Source organism: Lacrimispora sp. 210928-DFI.3.58 (genome assembly GCF_020554865.1).
Classification (GTDB): Bacteria; Bacillota; Clostridia; order Lachnospirales; family Lachnospiraceae; genus Enterocloster.
Genome location: NZ_JAJCIC010000041.1, coordinates 11,755 through 27,121, shown reverse-complemented (window position 1 = coordinate 27,121; position 15,367 = coordinate 11,755). Strand labels below are relative to the sequence as shown.

General features: G+C 48.5%; 18 protein-coding genes and 1 pseudogene. All 19 read left to right on the top strand.

Annotated elements, in window-relative coordinates:
• Positions 1-348, top strand: a pseudogene (locus LIZ87_RS18995) (hypothetical protein); the annotation flags it as partial.
• Between the two features lie 333 nt (positions 349-681).
• Positions 682-1,614, top strand: a complete 933-nt coding sequence (locus tag LIZ87_RS18990) for a hypothetical protein (protein WP_227148823.1) — start codon at positions 682-684, stop codon at positions 1,612-1,614.
• Positions 1,611-2,372: a PD-(D/E)XK nuclease-like domain-containing protein gene (locus LIZ87_RS18985; protein WP_227148822.1), complete on the top strand. Its 762-nt coding sequence runs from the start codon at positions 1,611-1,613 to the stop codon at positions 2,370-2,372. The genes LIZ87_RS18990 and LIZ87_RS18985 overlap by 4 nt, the downstream gene beginning before the upstream one ends.
• A gap of 4 nt (positions 2,373-2,376) precedes the next feature.
• Positions 2,377-3,927: an ATP-binding protein gene (locus tag LIZ87_RS18980; RefSeq protein WP_227148821.1), complete on the top strand. Its 1,551-nt coding sequence runs from the start codon at positions 2,377-2,379 to the stop codon at positions 3,925-3,927.
• A 163-nt stretch (positions 3,928-4,090) separates the two neighbouring features.
• Positions 4,091-4,429, top strand: a complete 339-nt coding sequence (locus tag LIZ87_RS18975; RefSeq protein WP_227148820.1) for a hypothetical protein — start codon at positions 4,091-4,093, stop codon at positions 4,427-4,429.
• A 3-nt stretch (positions 4,430-4,432) separates the two neighbouring features.
• On the top strand, positions 4,433-5,221 hold the full coding sequence (locus LIZ87_RS18970) for a hypothetical protein (protein WP_227148819.1): 789 nt from the start codon (positions 4,433-4,435) through the stop codon (positions 5,219-5,221).
• A complete protein-coding gene (locus tag LIZ87_RS18965) occupies positions 5,193-6,638 on the top strand; it encodes a hypothetical protein (protein WP_227148818.1) in 1,446 nt (481 codons plus the stop codon). Before LIZ87_RS18970 ends, LIZ87_RS18965 begins: the two co-directional genes overlap by 29 nt.
• A complete protein-coding gene (locus LIZ87_RS18960) occupies positions 6,635-7,096 on the top strand; it encodes a DUF551 domain-containing protein (RefSeq protein ID WP_227148817.1) in 462 nt (153 codons plus the stop codon). The genes LIZ87_RS18965 and LIZ87_RS18960 overlap by 4 nt, the downstream gene beginning before the upstream one ends.
• 30 nt (positions 7,097-7,126) lie before the next feature.
• Positions 7,127-7,828: a hypothetical protein gene (locus tag LIZ87_RS18955; RefSeq protein ID WP_227148816.1), complete on the top strand. Its 702-nt coding sequence runs from the start codon at positions 7,127-7,129 to the stop codon at positions 7,826-7,828.
• Positions 7,829-7,855: 27 nt separating this feature from the next.
• On the top strand, positions 7,856-8,014 hold the full coding sequence (locus tag LIZ87_RS18950) for a hypothetical protein (RefSeq protein ID WP_227148815.1): 159 nt from the start codon (positions 7,856-7,858) through the stop codon (positions 8,012-8,014).
• Between the two features lie 230 nt (positions 8,015-8,244).
• Positions 8,245-8,484 (top strand): hypothetical protein, encoded by a 240-nt coding sequence (locus tag LIZ87_RS18945; protein WP_227148814.1) that lies wholly within the window; start codon positions 8,245-8,247, stop codon positions 8,482-8,484.
• Positions 8,485-8,504: 20 nt separating this feature from the next.
• A complete protein-coding gene (locus tag LIZ87_RS18940; RefSeq protein WP_227148813.1) occupies positions 8,505-8,663 on the top strand; it encodes a hypothetical protein in 159 nt (52 codons plus the stop codon).
• 69 nt (positions 8,664-8,732) lie between these two features.
• Positions 8,733-9,218: an RNA polymerase subunit sigma-70 gene (locus LIZ87_RS18935; protein WP_319638597.1), complete on the top strand. Its 486-nt coding sequence runs from the start codon at positions 8,733-8,735 to the stop codon at positions 9,216-9,218.
• Between the two features lie 476 nt (positions 9,219-9,694).
• The gene (locus tag LIZ87_RS18930) at positions 9,695-10,021 is read left to right on the top strand and encodes a hypothetical protein (protein WP_227148812.1); all 327 of its coding nucleotides are present in this window, start codon (positions 9,695-9,697) and stop codon (positions 10,019-10,021) included.
• A gap of 86 nt (positions 10,022-10,107) precedes the next feature.
• On the top strand, positions 10,108-10,608 hold the full coding sequence (locus LIZ87_RS18925) for a terminase small subunit (protein WP_227148811.1): 501 nt from the start codon (positions 10,108-10,110) through the stop codon (positions 10,606-10,608).
• Complete coding sequence (locus LIZ87_RS18920) at positions 10,608-11,975, top strand: terminase (RefSeq protein WP_227148810.1); 1,368 nt, start codon at positions 10,608-10,610, stop codon at positions 11,973-11,975. The genes LIZ87_RS18925 and LIZ87_RS18920 overlap by 1 nt, the downstream gene beginning before the upstream one ends.
• Positions 11,972-13,567: a capsid protein gene (locus LIZ87_RS18915; protein WP_227148809.1), complete on the top strand. Its 1,596-nt coding sequence runs from the start codon at positions 11,972-11,974 to the stop codon at positions 13,565-13,567. Before LIZ87_RS18920 ends, LIZ87_RS18915 begins: the two co-directional genes overlap by 4 nt.
• The gene (locus LIZ87_RS18910; protein WP_227148808.1) at positions 13,524-13,712 is read left to right on the top strand and encodes a hypothetical protein; all 189 of its coding nucleotides are present in this window, start codon (positions 13,524-13,526) and stop codon (positions 13,710-13,712) included. Before LIZ87_RS18915 ends, LIZ87_RS18910 begins: the two co-directional genes overlap by 44 nt.
• The gene (locus LIZ87_RS18905; RefSeq protein ID WP_227148825.1) at positions 13,712-15,367 is read left to right on the top strand and encodes a phage minor capsid protein; all 1,656 of its coding nucleotides are present in this window, start codon (positions 13,712-13,714) and stop codon (positions 15,365-15,367) included. The genes LIZ87_RS18910 and LIZ87_RS18905 overlap by 1 nt, the downstream gene beginning before the upstream one ends.

The window sequence follows — 15,367 nt, the reverse complement described above, 5'->3', positions numbered from 1 at the left end:
TACGGGGACGCCAGGGTCTACGGGGACGCCAGGGTCTACGGGGACGCCAGGGTCTACGGGGACGCCAGGGTCTACGGGGACGCCAGGGTCTGTGGGGACGCTGAGGTCTGCGGGGACGCTGATTATGCAACAGCGAAAGGATTTGGATCTGTATTCAGAACCACTACATTTTATCGCACCAAAGAAAATCAGATTGGAGTGAGATGCGGATGCTTCTCCGGGACATTGGAACAATTCCGGGAAAAGGTCATCTCTACATATCCAGATGACAAGAAGGGGAAGGAATACCTGATGCTGGCTGATCTGATGGAGTATCACTTCAAAGGTAGGATTGAGGAGGAAAAGTAATGTGTATACAGCATTATCCAGATAGCCAGACTCCAATAACATCCCCCTTCTTCCTCCTGACCTGCAGATGTGGCTTTCGGATGTGGTCTCTTTTGGGAGAGATTACGCCATGCCCGAACTGCGAGGAGATCATGAGGAGGGAAGGTGATGCGATATCGCATATTACAGAGGCATAGGCCCAGAGGAGGGCACAATTGTAGAAGAAAATAAAGCTTATGAGTATGCCTTAGAGAGATGCCTGAGCGGGACGATAGAGGAGCAGAAGGAGTTTCAGGAGATGTTGGAGGGATGGTATTACTCTGGAAATTGGATTAAGGAAGAGGAGGAAGATAAGTGGAAACAGTGACCAATATTTATGGCGGGATTGATAACAGGCCGGCTGCAGGCCGGAGTACAACAACCGAGATGGTAACAACCAGGCAGGCCCAGGAGGTCCAGGCCGCCATGGTGATTGCAAAGAAGTTCCCGCGGGATGAGGTGGAAAGCTATAACCGCATTATGCGTGCCTGCAAGAGGCAGAGTCTGGCAGAACAGGCCATGTATGAGTACCCGCGGGGAGGTACAAAGGTGACGGGGCCCTCTATTCGCCTGGCTGAAGCTATGGCACAGAACTGGGGCAACCTGGATTATGGGATTATTGAGTTAGAACAAAAGAATGGAGAAAGCCAGGTAATGGCCTATGCATGGGATCTGGAGACCAATACCCGTCAGACTAAGATCTTCAGTGTGCCTCATATCCGGGGGACGAAGAAAGGCAATGTCCAGCTCACAGATCCCAGGGATATCTATGAACTGGTGGCAAATCAGGGAGCCAGGAGGGTAAGGGCCTGCATTCTGGGGGTAATACCAGGAGACGTGATTGATTCCGCCATCACCCAGTGTAATGCGACACTAGCTGGGCAGTGCACAGGGCCGCTTATTGATACTGTACGCCAGATTGCAGGGACATTCAGTGAAAAATATGGTGTCACTGTCCAGATGTTGGAGAAGTATATTGGCTGCAAGATTGAGAGTTTTACTATGAATGACCTGATCCGCCTTAAAAAAGTATACCGCTCCCTTGAGGACGGCATGGCAAGACGGGAGGACTATTTTGAGATGGTACCAGCAGCAAATGATGAGGAAATAAAGGATCCATTCAAGGGAAAGAAAGAGAAAAAACAGACAGGACAGGCCAAGGAACCAGAAGAAAAGAATAACGATCAGCAAGGGATTGATCCCTCTTTCATCCCGCCAGAGGATCGTCAGACAACGATATTTAAATGATAGATATGGAAGGAAAGCGTGTGGAACTGACATCAGAGAATTATTACAGTCAAGAAGCGAATGAGCAGTTTTTCTCGGTCTCCCAATATAAGGATTTCATGAAATGCGAATCTATGGCAATGGCAAAGATCAGAGGGGAATACCAGCAGCCCATGACCAGGGCGCTTCTGGTTGGATCTTTTGTGGATGCGTACTTTGAGGGGACGCTTCCGCAGTTCATGGAGAGGAACCCGGAAATATTTACCCGGAAGAATGAGCTTAAAAGTGAATTCCGGAAGGCGAATGAGATTATTGCCAGAGTGACAGCTGATCCTGTCTTTTCACAGTTCATGGGCGGAGAGAAGCAAAGGATCATGACCTTTGAACTTTTTAATGCTCCATGGAAGATGAAGATGGACAGCTATTTGAAAGGTATTTGTATTGCGGACTTAAAGGTAGTAGCTAATTTTAAAAGCCTCCCGCTTTGGCGTTATGACCTGCAGGGCGCTGTCTATCAGGCAGGGGTGGAGGCTGTAACAGGTGAGCAGCTGCCGTTCTATTTGGCCGTTGCTTCTAAGGAGAGGGTTGTGGATCTGGACATTTTCCAAATCCCGCAGACCACCCTAAATCTGGCAATGGATGAAATCGGGTTTAGCATTGGGCACTACATAGAAGTTAAGGCCGGACTGACTCCGCCGAAAGCCTGCGGGCGGTGTGATTATTGTAAGTCAGTTAAGCAGGCAAGAATCCGAAACTACAACGAGCTTTTGGAAGGATAAGAGAATGAAACTGGTAAAAATTTTAAGCGACAGCGTCCAGATCAGGACGAACCAGGCAGAGTTTAAGGATATCCGTATCAATGATCTGCTGGCAATATCAGATGCTTCGGCAAGCCTTGTAACGATGGTAACAGGCCTTACAGACACGGATGCAGAGGAGCGCATTGGTGAGGAGGATTTTCTGGGAGAGATCACAGGGATTAAGACCATTGATTGTGCGATTATCGGGAGCGTGAAGGATGGCCGGTTTGTGAAAGCAATCGATGAATATCCGACAACAAGCGTCAGTATCAGGAAAATCGGGGGACATGATTTTTCGGGCATGATTGCTCCAAAGATATCAGAGTGCTTTCTGATCGGAAAATATGCTGCATATGATTGCCGTGCCTGGGTGAATGGAAATAAGTTCTTCCAGCGCCATGCCTGCATTGTAGGTAATACTGGTGCTGGCAAGTCTGAAACAGTGGCAAAGATACTGGAAGAGACGGCACAGCTTCCTGGAGCCAATATAGTAGTGTTTGACATCCATGGGGAGTACAGCCGGCTTTCCTATGCTTCCAGTATCAGGATTGGGGACGAGTTCCATTTTCCTATCTGGATGTTTGGATTCAGCGATATTGTGACTAATATTTTAAAGATCCGCGAGGAAAGCGCTACAACTGTGATGGCAGCACTTAGAAAAGCGTATTACCAGGTGTGCCCGAATGGAAAAGAGAATAAGCCGGTGTATTTTAGTTACACTCAGCTGGTCGGCGAACTGGAAGCCATGGATAACCAGGTAATTGCCACTGGTGAGTATTACAAAACTGGTGACAAGGCCGGTATGCCAAAAACCACAAAAGGAGAATATAACGGGAAATTGACCAGCACGGTAAACCTTTTGAAAGACCGTATGATGGACAGCAGATATGGATTTCTCTTTCATGATGAGCCGCAGAGTTATCTTTATGGGGTAATGGAGGCTATTCTGGGAAAGGAACGGCCAGTAAAGAATATCGATCTTTCCGGCGTCCCTCACGATGTAGCGTTACCGATCATAGGGGTTCTTTCCAGGCTGGTCTTTGACCTCCAGCGCCAGCAGGATATGGCTCACATCCGGCCAGTAACGATTGTTTGCGATGAGGCCCATGTGTACATACCGGACAATCTCATGCTGTCGGCCAGCCAGCGGCGCATGGTAGAAGTGTTTGAGGATATAGCAAAAGAGGGGCGTAAGTTCGGAATCACTCTGTTTCCGGCCACGCAAAGACCGTCAGAACTCAATAAGACCATTATTGCCCAGTGCGCCAATTTCATTATCGGGAAACTCAATAACGAGAATGATAAGGCGCTGATTAAGGGTATGCTGCCGGACGGGGATGATAAGATCATTGATTCCGTTACAATGTTCAGCCCTGGTGAGGTGCTAATCATTGGTGATGCAGTGCCGGTCCCGCTGAAGATCAAAGTGGAGCTGGCGAGAGAGCGTCCCATATCAAGAACCATTGATTTCTGGGATGTCTGGAAGCAGGAGAGTGAGTGTGATATTGCGGAGCTGGTTGAGAGATACCTGTAAGGAAAGGAGGTGATCAGATGGCAATCACATAGGTTAATTGGGCTTTTACCATCCATGGCAAGGATTGATATGTCACAGTATTAGAAGGCCATTGGTGTAACAATAGGGGCGGCCCGTGGGAAACTCTCTGACCGCCGCCCCTGTCCTTAGAATGGAGAACAATATGGGAAAGATGCAGCGCGAGAAAGGCAAGCGCGGTGAGCGGGAACTGGCAGGAATTCTGAGGGATCATGGTTATGACTGCCGGAGGGGCCAGCAGTTCTGTGGAGCCGCTGGTGATGCGGATGTGATCGGCCTGCCAGGGATCCATATAGAGTGTAAGCGCGTGGAGCGGCTGAACCTTCAGGACGCCATGGATCAGGCCAGGAGGGATGCCAGTGAAGGAGAGCTCCCAGCCGTATTCCACCGCAGGGATCGGTCAGGCTGGCTGGTAACAATGCGCCTGGAGGATTGGATCAGGCTTTACCGGGAGTGGGAAGCCGGGAGAGAGACAGAAGGGTAGGTGATGACCTACATGAATTACATAGCCTTAATCAATTCTTTCTGGGATTTGGCCACAACAAATCCGTTGTCTACAGGGCAGGTGTCGTTATACTTTGCGTTATTGCATGTATGCAACAAGAGCAACTGGACAGAGTGGTTTCAAGCGCCGAATCAAGTGCTATCCGTACTGACGGGAAGTTCAAGGTCAGGAATACTGAAAGCGAGAAATGAATTGAAACAGAGAGGGCTGATTGATTTTCGTGAGCGGGGGACAAAAGCTACCATTTACCGGATTGTCCCTATAGCAAATAGTACGCAAGATAGTGTGCAAAAAAGTGTGCAAAACAGTACGCAAAATGGTGCGCAAGATAGTGTGCAAAAAAGTAACACATTATATAAACAGAAACAAAAACAGAAACAAAAGAGTATAGCTAACGCTATACCAGAAAAATATGCGGAGGACGATGGATTAGACCGGGCTATCTGTGATTATATTGCGTATCGGGCAGCGATCAAGGCCCCCATGACAGACCATGCCATCCAGCTGGCTGTTAAAAAGCTGGAGGAGCTGGCCCCTGGCGATAATGCTGTCAAAATCAGGATTATCGAGCAGTCTGTTGTGAACGGCTGGAAAGGCCTGTTCTTGTTGAAAGATAATGTTGTGGGAAGCACTGGGAGGACTGAAACGAAGAACCAGTTCCACAACTTCTCCCAGCGCGACACGGATTATGATGCCATAGTGCTGGAGAGGGCCCGGATGCAATTTGGAGGAGGAGAACCACATGGAGGAGAAAAGGGAGATGCCGGCTGAGACTGGTGCTGCAAGTGCGTTATGGTACCAGAATGTGAGCCTGGAGGACGCAGAGGCATTTATCGCCGCAAATATAAAATCGGCAATCAGAAGCGTAATCGCAATCGGATATTACCTGAAATGCGTTCGTGATGGAGCACTGTTTCGGGAGGCAGGTTTTGAGAATGTTTGGGATTATGCCTATGACAGGTTTGGATTTAGTGAATCTACGACAAGCCGGTACATGAAACGGAATGACAAGTTTTCTGTTGGAGGAAATAGCCCGATCATAGATGAGAAGTACAAGGATTTTAATAAATCGCAGCTCCAGGAGATGCTGGGGCTGGATGATGAACAGCTGGAAACGGTCACACCGGATATGACAGTACAGCAGATCCGGGAGATCAGAAAGCCCAGGGAGATCCCGTACATAGAAATCCCTGGACAGGTAGAACTGTCGGACTCCCCAGGGATAGAGCCGGAAGACATAGAAAAAGCATCCCAGGCCAGGGAGGAAGTCACCGCAGCAGCTGATCGGCCAAAGCAGGCATATACCGTATCGGCGCAGGATCTGCTGCCAGAACCCCAGGAGGCCATCGGGGAAGCTGTTGCGATATCGCAATTAGAGAAGCGGGATCCAGAGAGGAGCAGTAAGTGCCTTCATCGGCCGGAGTTTCTCTGCACCCTGGTAGATGCCGACAAAAGTATCGCCGGAAACGGGGATGATTGCACACATAGCTGCTGCTGGAATTGCGCGAAACATGGGGATTGCCGGATCGAGTGTTATGCATCATCCAACCGGCCAGAGCCAGGCGTTGCGGAAGTGCAGCAAGGACTGGGAGAACGCTGCGAAGACGCAGCGGAGAAATTATCTGCTTATGGAACCCCCAAAAGAGTATATCCATCGGACAGCCTGATTGCGTCAGAAGCGTGCGAGGGAGGACATTTTTGCTTTTCCTGCGCCATGGAATGCGAGATCAGGGGAGAGGAGCGGTATTGCAGGGAGGCGCCAATGGGGAAGCCATTTCCGTGCGAGACTATGCAGGGGCTGCAGACCTTGAAGGAAGAGATTGGCGTTGAGTGCCAGTTTGTCAATTTTGATATGGCAGAACATTGTGCCGGATCTGGAGAGCCGGATCCCTGCTGCAAGAATTGCAAGGATCCCTGCGAATACATTTGCGGGCGGGCCATGAGGGCGCTAGATGAGCAGAAGAACGGCGGGGAAAAGACAGGGGCCGAATCAGAGAACGAAAACGGATTCGTCAAAACATTTGACGGGTCAATTCTGGAAGGAATGATCCGAAACACTGCAGAGTTTTTAGAGCAGATGCAGGATTATTGGATAGAGAATATGCCAGACAAATACACTGAGCACGTGATGCAGCTCCAGGCGTATAGGATGCTCTTGGAGAGCCATGAGAGGGAGGAAGGAAAATGAACAGATTAACACAGAGAAATGAGCAGGGAAGATGGAGCTTGCAGGGATTCTCCTGGGATGAACTGCACAGCGGGGCAGTCATCTCTCCCAGGCTGGCAGAGGCGTTGTATGGAGCTTTATGTAAGCTCAAGGACTATGAAGATACCGGGCTATCGCCGCAGGATGTGGAACGGATAAATGATTTTGAAAAGACAAATACTGCACAATTGCTGAAAAAGCTTGCAGAGCTGAAGGCAAAGCACCGCTGGATCCTGGCGGAGGAACGGCTGCCGAACGGTAGGGATTATATCCTGCTATCATTTGAAAATTTTTCAATTCCGCTGGTGGGGCGCTATGAAGAAGACGCAGAGGGCGGTGCCTTCTATGTGGGCGACGATGAAGATAGCTGTGCCAGCCAGGGCTTATATGTCAATGCCTGGAAGCCGCTGCCGGAGCCGTACCGGGCAGAGGACGTGTGAGCAGAATCGGAATTTAGAGGAGATGGCATAATGATTGATGCAGAAGAAACAAAGCGGTACAAAGCTCGGCAATTGCGATATAAAAAGCCGATTGTACGGGATCTGAACCTGAATTTCATACAGCAGGAGCTGTGGGAAATCCAGGAAGAATGCGAAAATGTCCGATGGTATACAGACTCCGAAGACGGTGAGGACTCTCTTATCAATGCGCTGGACGGAGACGAAGATGAAGCCTATGAATTTCGGATGGCTTTTGCGGATCTCTGCGCCGAGTGCGATCGGATGAGTGGAGATCTGAACGAGGAATGGGTGCCGGAATGTTTTGATATTTTCTTCGTGGCCGCCGGGGCAGGAAATACGTACGGAGGGATCCTGGGATACGATGCATACGAAGGGGATTATTTTGGGATCTCCTGCTTAGACCGCTTCGCAGAAGATGAAGCCAAAAAGAAACTTAAGGTGATGACCAAAGATAACCTGATCGCAGCTGCAAGGCAGTGTTTTAAGATCTATCATGCATACATTGGATTGAGAAATCGGTATGACAATTTGAAAGCTGCAATCGACATACTCCGAGATCAGAATACCGGGTATTTGCAAGCAGTGACAGAGATCAACAGACTGTATGAAGAAGCGAGTAAAGATGAATGGAGCCGGAGAGACTGGAGCAAAGAATCCAAGGAGTGGGACAGGTATACAGATGCTCTGCCGCCGGAAGCTTGGGTTATGTAGAAAATCTTGATTTAGAGGAGGAAATGTATGAAAAAAAGCATTAAAGAAATGTTAGCAGAAGTATTAGCGGAGGTATCTGAAGAGATCTGCGATAATTACTGTAAGTTTCGTGATACTGCAGATGAAGAATATCTGTGCAGCAAAATTAGGGAAGGTGAAAACTGCCCGCTTGACAGACTAAACTGAAATTTAAAAAGTGCTGCCCTATCGGCAATACGGGGAGTGTCGGAGACGCACTATAAAACCCCAGGAGCAAAAACCTGGTAGACAATAAAAAAGAGGGAGAGCGGATAACAGGTCGGGATCCTAACGGGTGCGCCGCTACCACAAGCGGACGGCAGCAGGGGCCGTTAATTGGGCAAGAGCCAAAGCCGGGAGCCGGTACCTGCAAAATTAAGATTTGAGGAGGTAGCAGGATGGCGAAGTACAAAGTAGGAGATACATTCCTTGCAAAAGCTACAATTGAAAGCGTAGATGAATCGAGACGAGCACCATACTTTCTTGATTCCAGTATTGGATGCGGTTGGTGGAGCGAGGCGGCTCTGAATGATTACCGGATGATGAATTGCAAAGGGTGTAAGTGGCTTGGAAAAAGACATCAGAAATGCAGCTGTTGTGTAAGGAACCAGAATATTAAGGATAATTATGAAAACTGAAATTCGGAGGAGGCAGCATAATGATACAGGCAGCAATCATAATCATCACCGGCAGCGCGATCTGTGCGGCGGTGATCAGGTGGATGATACATAGGGAGGAGGATAAAAGTGAGGATAAGTGCGGCCCAGCGCAAAGTCAGTCAGTTGGGAAGAAAAAAGGCAATTGCGGCAGAGGATGAAGAGACGCTTCGTGGGCCTAAGCCACAGACACATTCGGTTAGGATGCCGGCTTACGCGTATACGCCACTGTGTCCGGATCCGGAACTGCGGGAGATGCCGGAGAGAGCTATCAGGGCGAGGAGGTGATACCGATGGACAAGCACATTTTAGAGCAATACATAGATGCTTGTGCGTTGATCAAGGAGACTGAGGATGAAATACGGAAACTGAAGCGCCAGCGCAAGAGAATTGAGCAGGATGTTGTAAAAGGATCTTCTCCTGAGTTCCCTTATACTGCGCAGAGCTTCCATGTGGAGGGGATTGCGTATTCAGTTATTCGTGATCCGAGAAGCGTTGAAGAGCAGGAGAAGATCTTAGAGCAACGGAAAACAGACGCAGGGGCGATAAAGATTCAGGTGGAGGCTTGGATGAATACGATTCCCCAAAGGATGCAGCGCATCATCAAATATCGTATATTTGAGAAAAAATCGTGGTCAGAGGTTGCCAGGAGGATGGGAAGAAAGGCTACCGCGGATGGGGTGAGAATGGAATATGAAAGATTTATGGCCGCATGATTAAAGTTTGTTCGATTTGTTCACACTGTTCGTTTTAAAAATGCTATAGTGTATACTGAAGCCAAAGGCACAACGGCCAGCGGCTTTTACCTTTTCCGTCATTTCAGCCGCCGGATCCCCAATCTGGCGGCGCGGCTCCCAGGGGTTACAGCCGGGGAGTTGATTTCACAAGATGCCTTTGATATTTTCTCCTTTGGGATTAGTCCTCGCTGGTGTGGGGGCTTTTCTTTTGCCGAATTTTGGTGTATGATGAAAGAAAAATAGGGGGCTGTGAATGTGCAGAAAGAGTATATGAATTATTGGAATAAGAAATTAAAGCGCAATTTAAACAAAGAATTTGAAACGTATAGGTTTGTGTGCGGCGATTTAGGTTTTTGGCACACTAAATTATACGTTTTCGTAAAAAACCTGAGATTTATAGGTATGATAGATGGAGAGAACATGTTTTAGAAAATATCGCAGATTTAGACGATCAGTTGACGGAATTTGAAAGATTTTTATGTCTTAGGAAAAGAGTTTCTGATATGGGAGACAAACTTTCTCTTTCGTATTTTATACCGTTTATTGTAGCAATGCTTGGTTCGTCAATACCAACGATTATTGGTGAAATTTCAAAATTAGAGTTTTTGAATGACAAATGGGAAGGATTGCTTATTTGGGGTGCTGGTGTGCTTTCTATCGCAATAATTTTATGGTGTTTTACCCAAATGATATACAACCAGATTAATCAAACAGAATTAAGGAAGGCATTTTATGAAGATTACTTGGAAATAATTCAAAAAAGGAAGAAAAACTGTGAATAAGAATGGATAATTACAAGAGATGACTTAATTGTCATCTCTTTTTATGTAAAAACAGGCCGGATTGGAAGGTGAGGAGGTGGGCTTGATTGACAGCAAAACAAAAAAGATTCATAGAAGAATACCTGATTGATCTGAATGCCACTCAGGCCGCCATCCGGGCGGGGTATTCACCTGCCACTGCAAAGGACATAGGGTGTGAAAACCTAGCAAAACCCAACATCCGCGCACAAATAGACAAGGCCATGGCCGAACGCTCCAAACGCACAGGCGTCAATGCTGATCGAGTGGTTATGGAGCTGGCGAAGATTGCTTTCGTTAATGCGGTTGATGTGATCGATCATAAAACCGCTACAATAAAAGCAGATGCTTCCCCGGAGGACACTGCTGCCATTCAGTCTGTGAAAGTCAAAACCTTCGGCGAGGATGGCCTGGAGCGCGAGATTAAAATGGCGGATAAGCTTAAGGCCCTGGAGCTTCTGGGGAAGCACCTGGGCATGTTCAAGGACAAGGTGGAGCTGTCCAGCAGCCTGGAGAATGAGAAAACTAAGCTGGACGATCTCCTCCAGCAGATGCGTGGTGGTGGATAATGAGTGCCGAGAGACTGCTGCTGTCAGAGAAGTATAAGGCATTTCTCCGCTGCAACGCCCCAGTTGAGTTCCTGGAAGGCACCACGGCAGCCGGCAAAACAACAGTAGGCCTGTTTAAATTCATGCTTAAGGTGGCGCAGTCCCCAAAGAAGCTGCACATTCTGGCTGCCGATGATACGGGGGCTGCCGAGAAGAACATCATCAACAAGGATCTGGGCATTCTGGATGACTTCGGAGTCCTGGTGGAATATAAGGGCAACGGATCCGGCGAGTACAAGATGCCGCATCTGCTCTTTCATACATCCAATGGAGATAAGATCATCTTTGTGGTTGGCTATGGCAACAAGCGAAAATGGAAGGATGCCCTGGGTGGCCAGTATGGCTGCCTCTATATCGATGAGATCAACACTGCGGACATTGACTTTGTTCGCGAGGCTGCTATGCGCTGCGATTATCTGATGGCTACGCTTAATCCGGACGATCCTAACCTGGATGTGTATAAGGAGTATATTAACTGTTCCCGGCCTCTGCCAGAGTGGGAGCATGAAACGCCGCAGGAAATCAAAGACGAATTAAGAGAAGAACCAAAGCCTGGCTGGGTGCATTGGTTCTTTTCTTTTGTCCACAACCTGGGCCTTCCGAAAGAGAAACTGAAGCAGATCATCCAGAATACGCCGAAGGGGACGAAGATCTGGAAGAACAAGATCCGGGGCTTGCGGGGGAAGGCAACGGGACTGATCTTCCCTAATTTTGACCGCAGAAAGCATGTGGTTACTGCGGCATGGGTGAAGCAGCAGGTAAGAGATGGCAAGCTGAAATTTAAGAAATTCACAGCAGGCCTTGACACATCCTACTCTAGTAAGTCACCTGATACTATCGCAATGATCTTCCAGGGAATCACGGAGGACAGGAAGCTGATCACTCTGGCCGAAAAGGTTTACAGCAACAAGGAACTGGACACGCCGTTGGCTCCCAGCGACACAGCAGTGAAGCTTGTGGCCTTCCTGGAGCAGTGCCGCAAGGATTGGGGCTTTGCAAAGGACGTATATGTGGATTCGGCGGATCAGGCAACCATTACAGAGCTCCGGAAGTACAAGCGCTTGCATGGCTGCCTGTACAGCTTTTGGGACGCCTATAAAAAGCTGGGGATTCTGGACCGCATCAAGCTGCAGCTGGGCTGGATCCAACAGGGGTGCTATCTGGTTGTAGAGACATGTACGGAGCATCTGGGAGAACTGGAGCACTATTCCTGGGATGAAGAGAAGGACGAGCCAGAGGATCGGAACGATCACACTATAAATGCCAATCAGTATGCGTGGATCCCATATAAGACTTTGATAGGTTTTGAGGAGGATGAAAAGAAATGAGGTGGCTATCGACATTGAATGAAAATATCAAGAGGAGCATCTGCAGTTGGCTGAATGTGACATCAGGAGGCCCACGCTGCATACAAATATATGATTCGCGGGATTTTGAGGCCAATGCGATCCGTAACCGCATTTGGTATTGTGGTGATAGCAGCTGGCTGGAGCAATATTACAGCCAGGATCCCGAATGGACAGATAAATATAAGTTCTGGGCCAGCAAATGCACGGCAGGCATGGAGATGCGTAAGATTCACACAGGGTTGCCGGGGCTGATCGTCCGTATTCTGGTAGCTATTGTGCTGAATGACATGAACGATTTTGACTTTGGAGGCAATGAGCAGCAGCGCAGGCTGTGGGAGGAGATCGCCAAAGATAATAAGTTCTCCAAACAGATGGAGGGGGCTCTGAAAGAGGTGCTGTACATCGGTGATGGTGCCTTCAAGGTGACAATCGACACAGAGGCCAGTGAGTACCCTATTCTGGAATGGTATCCGGGAGAGCGGATTGAAATTGTGCGCCGCAGGGGCCGGATAAGGGAGATCATCTTTAAGACGCCGTATGACGTCAAGGGCAAACAGTATGTACTGAATGAACGGTACGGATTCGGCCACATCACCAATGAGCTGTATCAGGGAGAGAAGATGGTGGACTTAAAGACTATCAAGGATACAGAAGCTTTGCCGTCTGGCTGGACCTTTGATAAGGCTGTCATTTTGGCCGTGCCATTAAAAATATATGAGTCAACCAAATATGAGGGCCGCGGAGGCTCTGTTTTTGATGGCAAGCTGGACAGTTTCGATGCATTTGACGAGGTCTGGTCCCAATGGATGGATGCTCTGCGGGCAGGCAGGGCAAAAACTTACATACCGGAATGTCTAATCCCACGTGATCCGGAGACAGGGCAGATATTAAAGCCCAATGCATTTGACAACCGATATATCAAAGGAGATTCGGATATGTCGGAAGGAGCAAAGAATCAGATTGATACAGAACAGCCTACGATCCCTCACGACAGCTATCTGGCCTCCTACTGTACGGCGCTGGATTTATGCCTTCAGGGAGTGATCAGCCCGTCCACCCTGGGTATTGACATAAAGAAGCTGGACAATGCCGAGGCCCAGCGGGAGAAGGAGAAAGCAACCCTGTACACCAGAAACGCTATTGTGGAGGCTCTGCAGGAGACGCTGCCAGAATTGGTAAGCGCAGCCATCAACGCCTATAACATCCTGAATGGCAAGGCTGTGGAAGAAGTGAAGGTGGATATTCCTTTTGGTGAATACGCTAACCCTTCTTTTGAGAGCCAGGTAGAGACACTGGCAAAGGCCCGGCCTGGAGTAGCGATTATGAGTGTTGAGGCCCAGGTAGAGGAACTTTACGGAGACAGTAAGGACGAAGAGTGGAAGAAAGAGGAGATTGCGCGGTTAAAGGCGGAGCAGGGTATTGTCGAGATGGAGGATCCCGGAGTGAACCTTTCATCGGGCGGTTTCCAGCTGAATGTGAAGGAGGGAGCACTGGATGCAGGTCAAAGTAATGAACCGGGTGTACAGAATGAGCCAGAAGGAATACCAGGGGCTTTTGAAAGTGGCAAGTGAGCAGGTACCATTTGGAATTTACGCTGTTGAAAAACAGGGGTATGCGGAGCTGCGGTGTGATAAATGTACCAGCATAACCCAGTTGAAGACGCTGCAGAGGCAATTTAAGAGCCAGGGATTTAAGGTACATGCAAATGGGAGGTGATTCCTCTGGATGAGTACGACATCACTGCTGCGTTCCAGGCCATAGAGGATGAGCTGATCGCTTCCATGATCCGCAACATGAAGCGGCACCGGGTAGAGGAAACCAGAGAGGGCATTGAGTGGTCCATGTGGCAGGCGGAACAGCTGAAGGCCATGGAAAAATACAAGCGCGAGAATCAGAAGAAGTATGGCAAGCAGTTCACAAAGATCAACAGGGAGATAGATGTTCTGATTCGAAAGGCCAGGCGGCAGGGCAATATGCAGCAGGAGATCAGGATTCTTCAGGCAATCAAGAAGGGCTATAAAGTGCATGGGCGGAACAAGTCCCAGGCGCACAAGGCCATGACCGCAGAGTTTTTCCGGCTGAATGACCGCAAGCTGGAGGCCCTGATCGAGGCCACTACCCACGATATGGAGACGGCAGAGACAGCAGTTCTGCGGATGGCCAATGACCAGTACCGAAAGGCCATTTTTAATGCTCAGGTGTACGCTAATACTGGAGCGGGAACCTATGAAAAGGCTGTAGACATGGCAACAAAGGACATGCTCTCCCGTGGACTGAACTGCATTGTGTATGCCAATGGCGCCCGGCACACGCTTTCCGATTACGCAGATATGGCAATTCGGACAGCTAGCAAGAGAGCTTACCTAGCAGGTGAGGGAGAGAAGCGGCAGGAGTGGGGGATATCCACGGTGATTGTCAATAAGCGTGGAAACCCATGCCCTAAGTGCCTGCCGTTCTGTGGCAAGGTTTTAATTGATGATGTATGGTCCAATGGTAAGAAAGGAGATGGGCCTTATCCGCTTATGAGTACAGCTGTAGCTGCTGGCTTGTATCATCCGCGATGCAAGGATAGCCACACCACTTATTTTCCCGGTATTTCCACAGCGGATGATACGTGGACGGAGGAAGAGCTTGAAGCAGTCGGGAAGGCCAATAAGAAGGAGGCCAGACAACAGTATGCGGAACGGCAGGCGGAGAAATATGGGAGACTGGCGGAGTATTCGTTAGATCAGGAGAATAAAAAACTTTATGAACAAAGATTCAAGGCGTGGGATGCAAAGGCAGGTCAACACTTTGCTGCTACTGATGATATCAAGGCGCACAGAAAAGATACGCCACCGCGAATGGCAGAGATGGTGGATCAATATACTGCTGATGAGTTTACGATCATTGATGAAAATGCACCAGATGCTTTTGCTTATCATCCGGATCTGGATGCGGTAGTAGTGAACCCCAATCATGTTCAATATGAACATTATGATCCGGCGGCAATTATGATCCATGAAATTGCCCACAGGATTGATTTTAATGAGCTTGGAAGTCCAATGAATTCGGAGTTTTCTACTGCGCTGGTGGAGTTATCCGACCGATTACTGCTTGAAAAAGAATATTATCAATCTTTGTTTGCACCTGGTGGTAAACTGGAGTATAATGAACTCATAAGTGATATTATTGCTTCTGTAACACATAACGAGATCAGAGGCGCTGCTTATCATGATCTGGATTACATACAGCAGTTGGGCAACAAGGAGATGGAAGTATTTGCTGATACTTTCGCTGTTTTTTATAATGGCGGAGATGAAAGTGTAGAATTTATACAGAAAGAGCTTCCGGAATTGCATCAGGCATTTATAAAATTGTTGGGAGAGTAA

Bases quoted from the DNA above. Each gene is read 5' to 3' on its own strand.
- LIZ87_RS18975 (WP_227148820.1), top strand. From the start codon at position 4,091: ATGGGAAAGATGCAGCGCGAGAAAGGCAAGCGCGGTGAGCGGGAACTG.
- LIZ87_RS18940 (WP_227148813.1), top strand. From the start codon at position 8,505: ATGATACAGGCAGCAATCATAATCATCACCGGCAGCGCGATCTGTGCG.
- LIZ87_RS18965 (WP_227148818.1), top strand. From the start codon at position 5,193: ATGGAGGAGAAAAGGGAGATGCCGGCTGAGACTGGTGCTGCAAGTGCG.
- LIZ87_RS18980 (WP_227148821.1), top strand. From the start codon at position 2,377: ATGAAACTGGTAAAAATTTTAAGCGACAGCGTCCAGATCAGGACGAAC.
- LIZ87_RS18970 (WP_227148819.1), top strand. From the start codon at position 4,433: ATGACCTACATGAATTACATAGCCTTAATCAATTCTTTCTGGGATTTG.
- LIZ87_RS18960 (WP_227148817.1), top strand. From the start codon at position 6,635: ATGAACAGATTAACACAGAGAAATGAGCAGGGAAGATGGAGCTTGCAG.
- LIZ87_RS18910 (WP_227148808.1), top strand. From the start codon at position 13,524: ATGAGCCAGAAGGAATACCAGGGGCTTTTGAAAGTGGCAAGTGAGCAG.
- LIZ87_RS18920 (WP_227148810.1), top strand. From the start codon at position 10,608: ATGAGTGCCGAGAGACTGCTGCTGTCAGAGAAGTATAAGGCATTTCTC.
- LIZ87_RS18945 (WP_227148814.1), top strand. From the start codon at position 8,245: ATGGCGAAGTACAAAGTAGGAGATACATTCCTTGCAAAAGCTACAATT.
- LIZ87_RS18985 (WP_227148822.1), top strand. From the start codon at position 1,611: ATGATAGATATGGAAGGAAAGCGTGTGGAACTGACATCAGAGAATTAT.
- LIZ87_RS18915 (WP_227148809.1), top strand. From the start codon at position 11,972: ATGAGGTGGCTATCGACATTGAATGAAAATATCAAGAGGAGCATCTGC.
- LIZ87_RS18955 (WP_227148816.1), top strand. From the start codon at position 7,127: ATGATTGATGCAGAAGAAACAAAGCGGTACAAAGCTCGGCAATTGCGA.
- LIZ87_RS18950 (WP_227148815.1), top strand. From the start codon at position 7,856: ATGAAAAAAAGCATTAAAGAAATGTTAGCAGAAGTATTAGCGGAGGTA.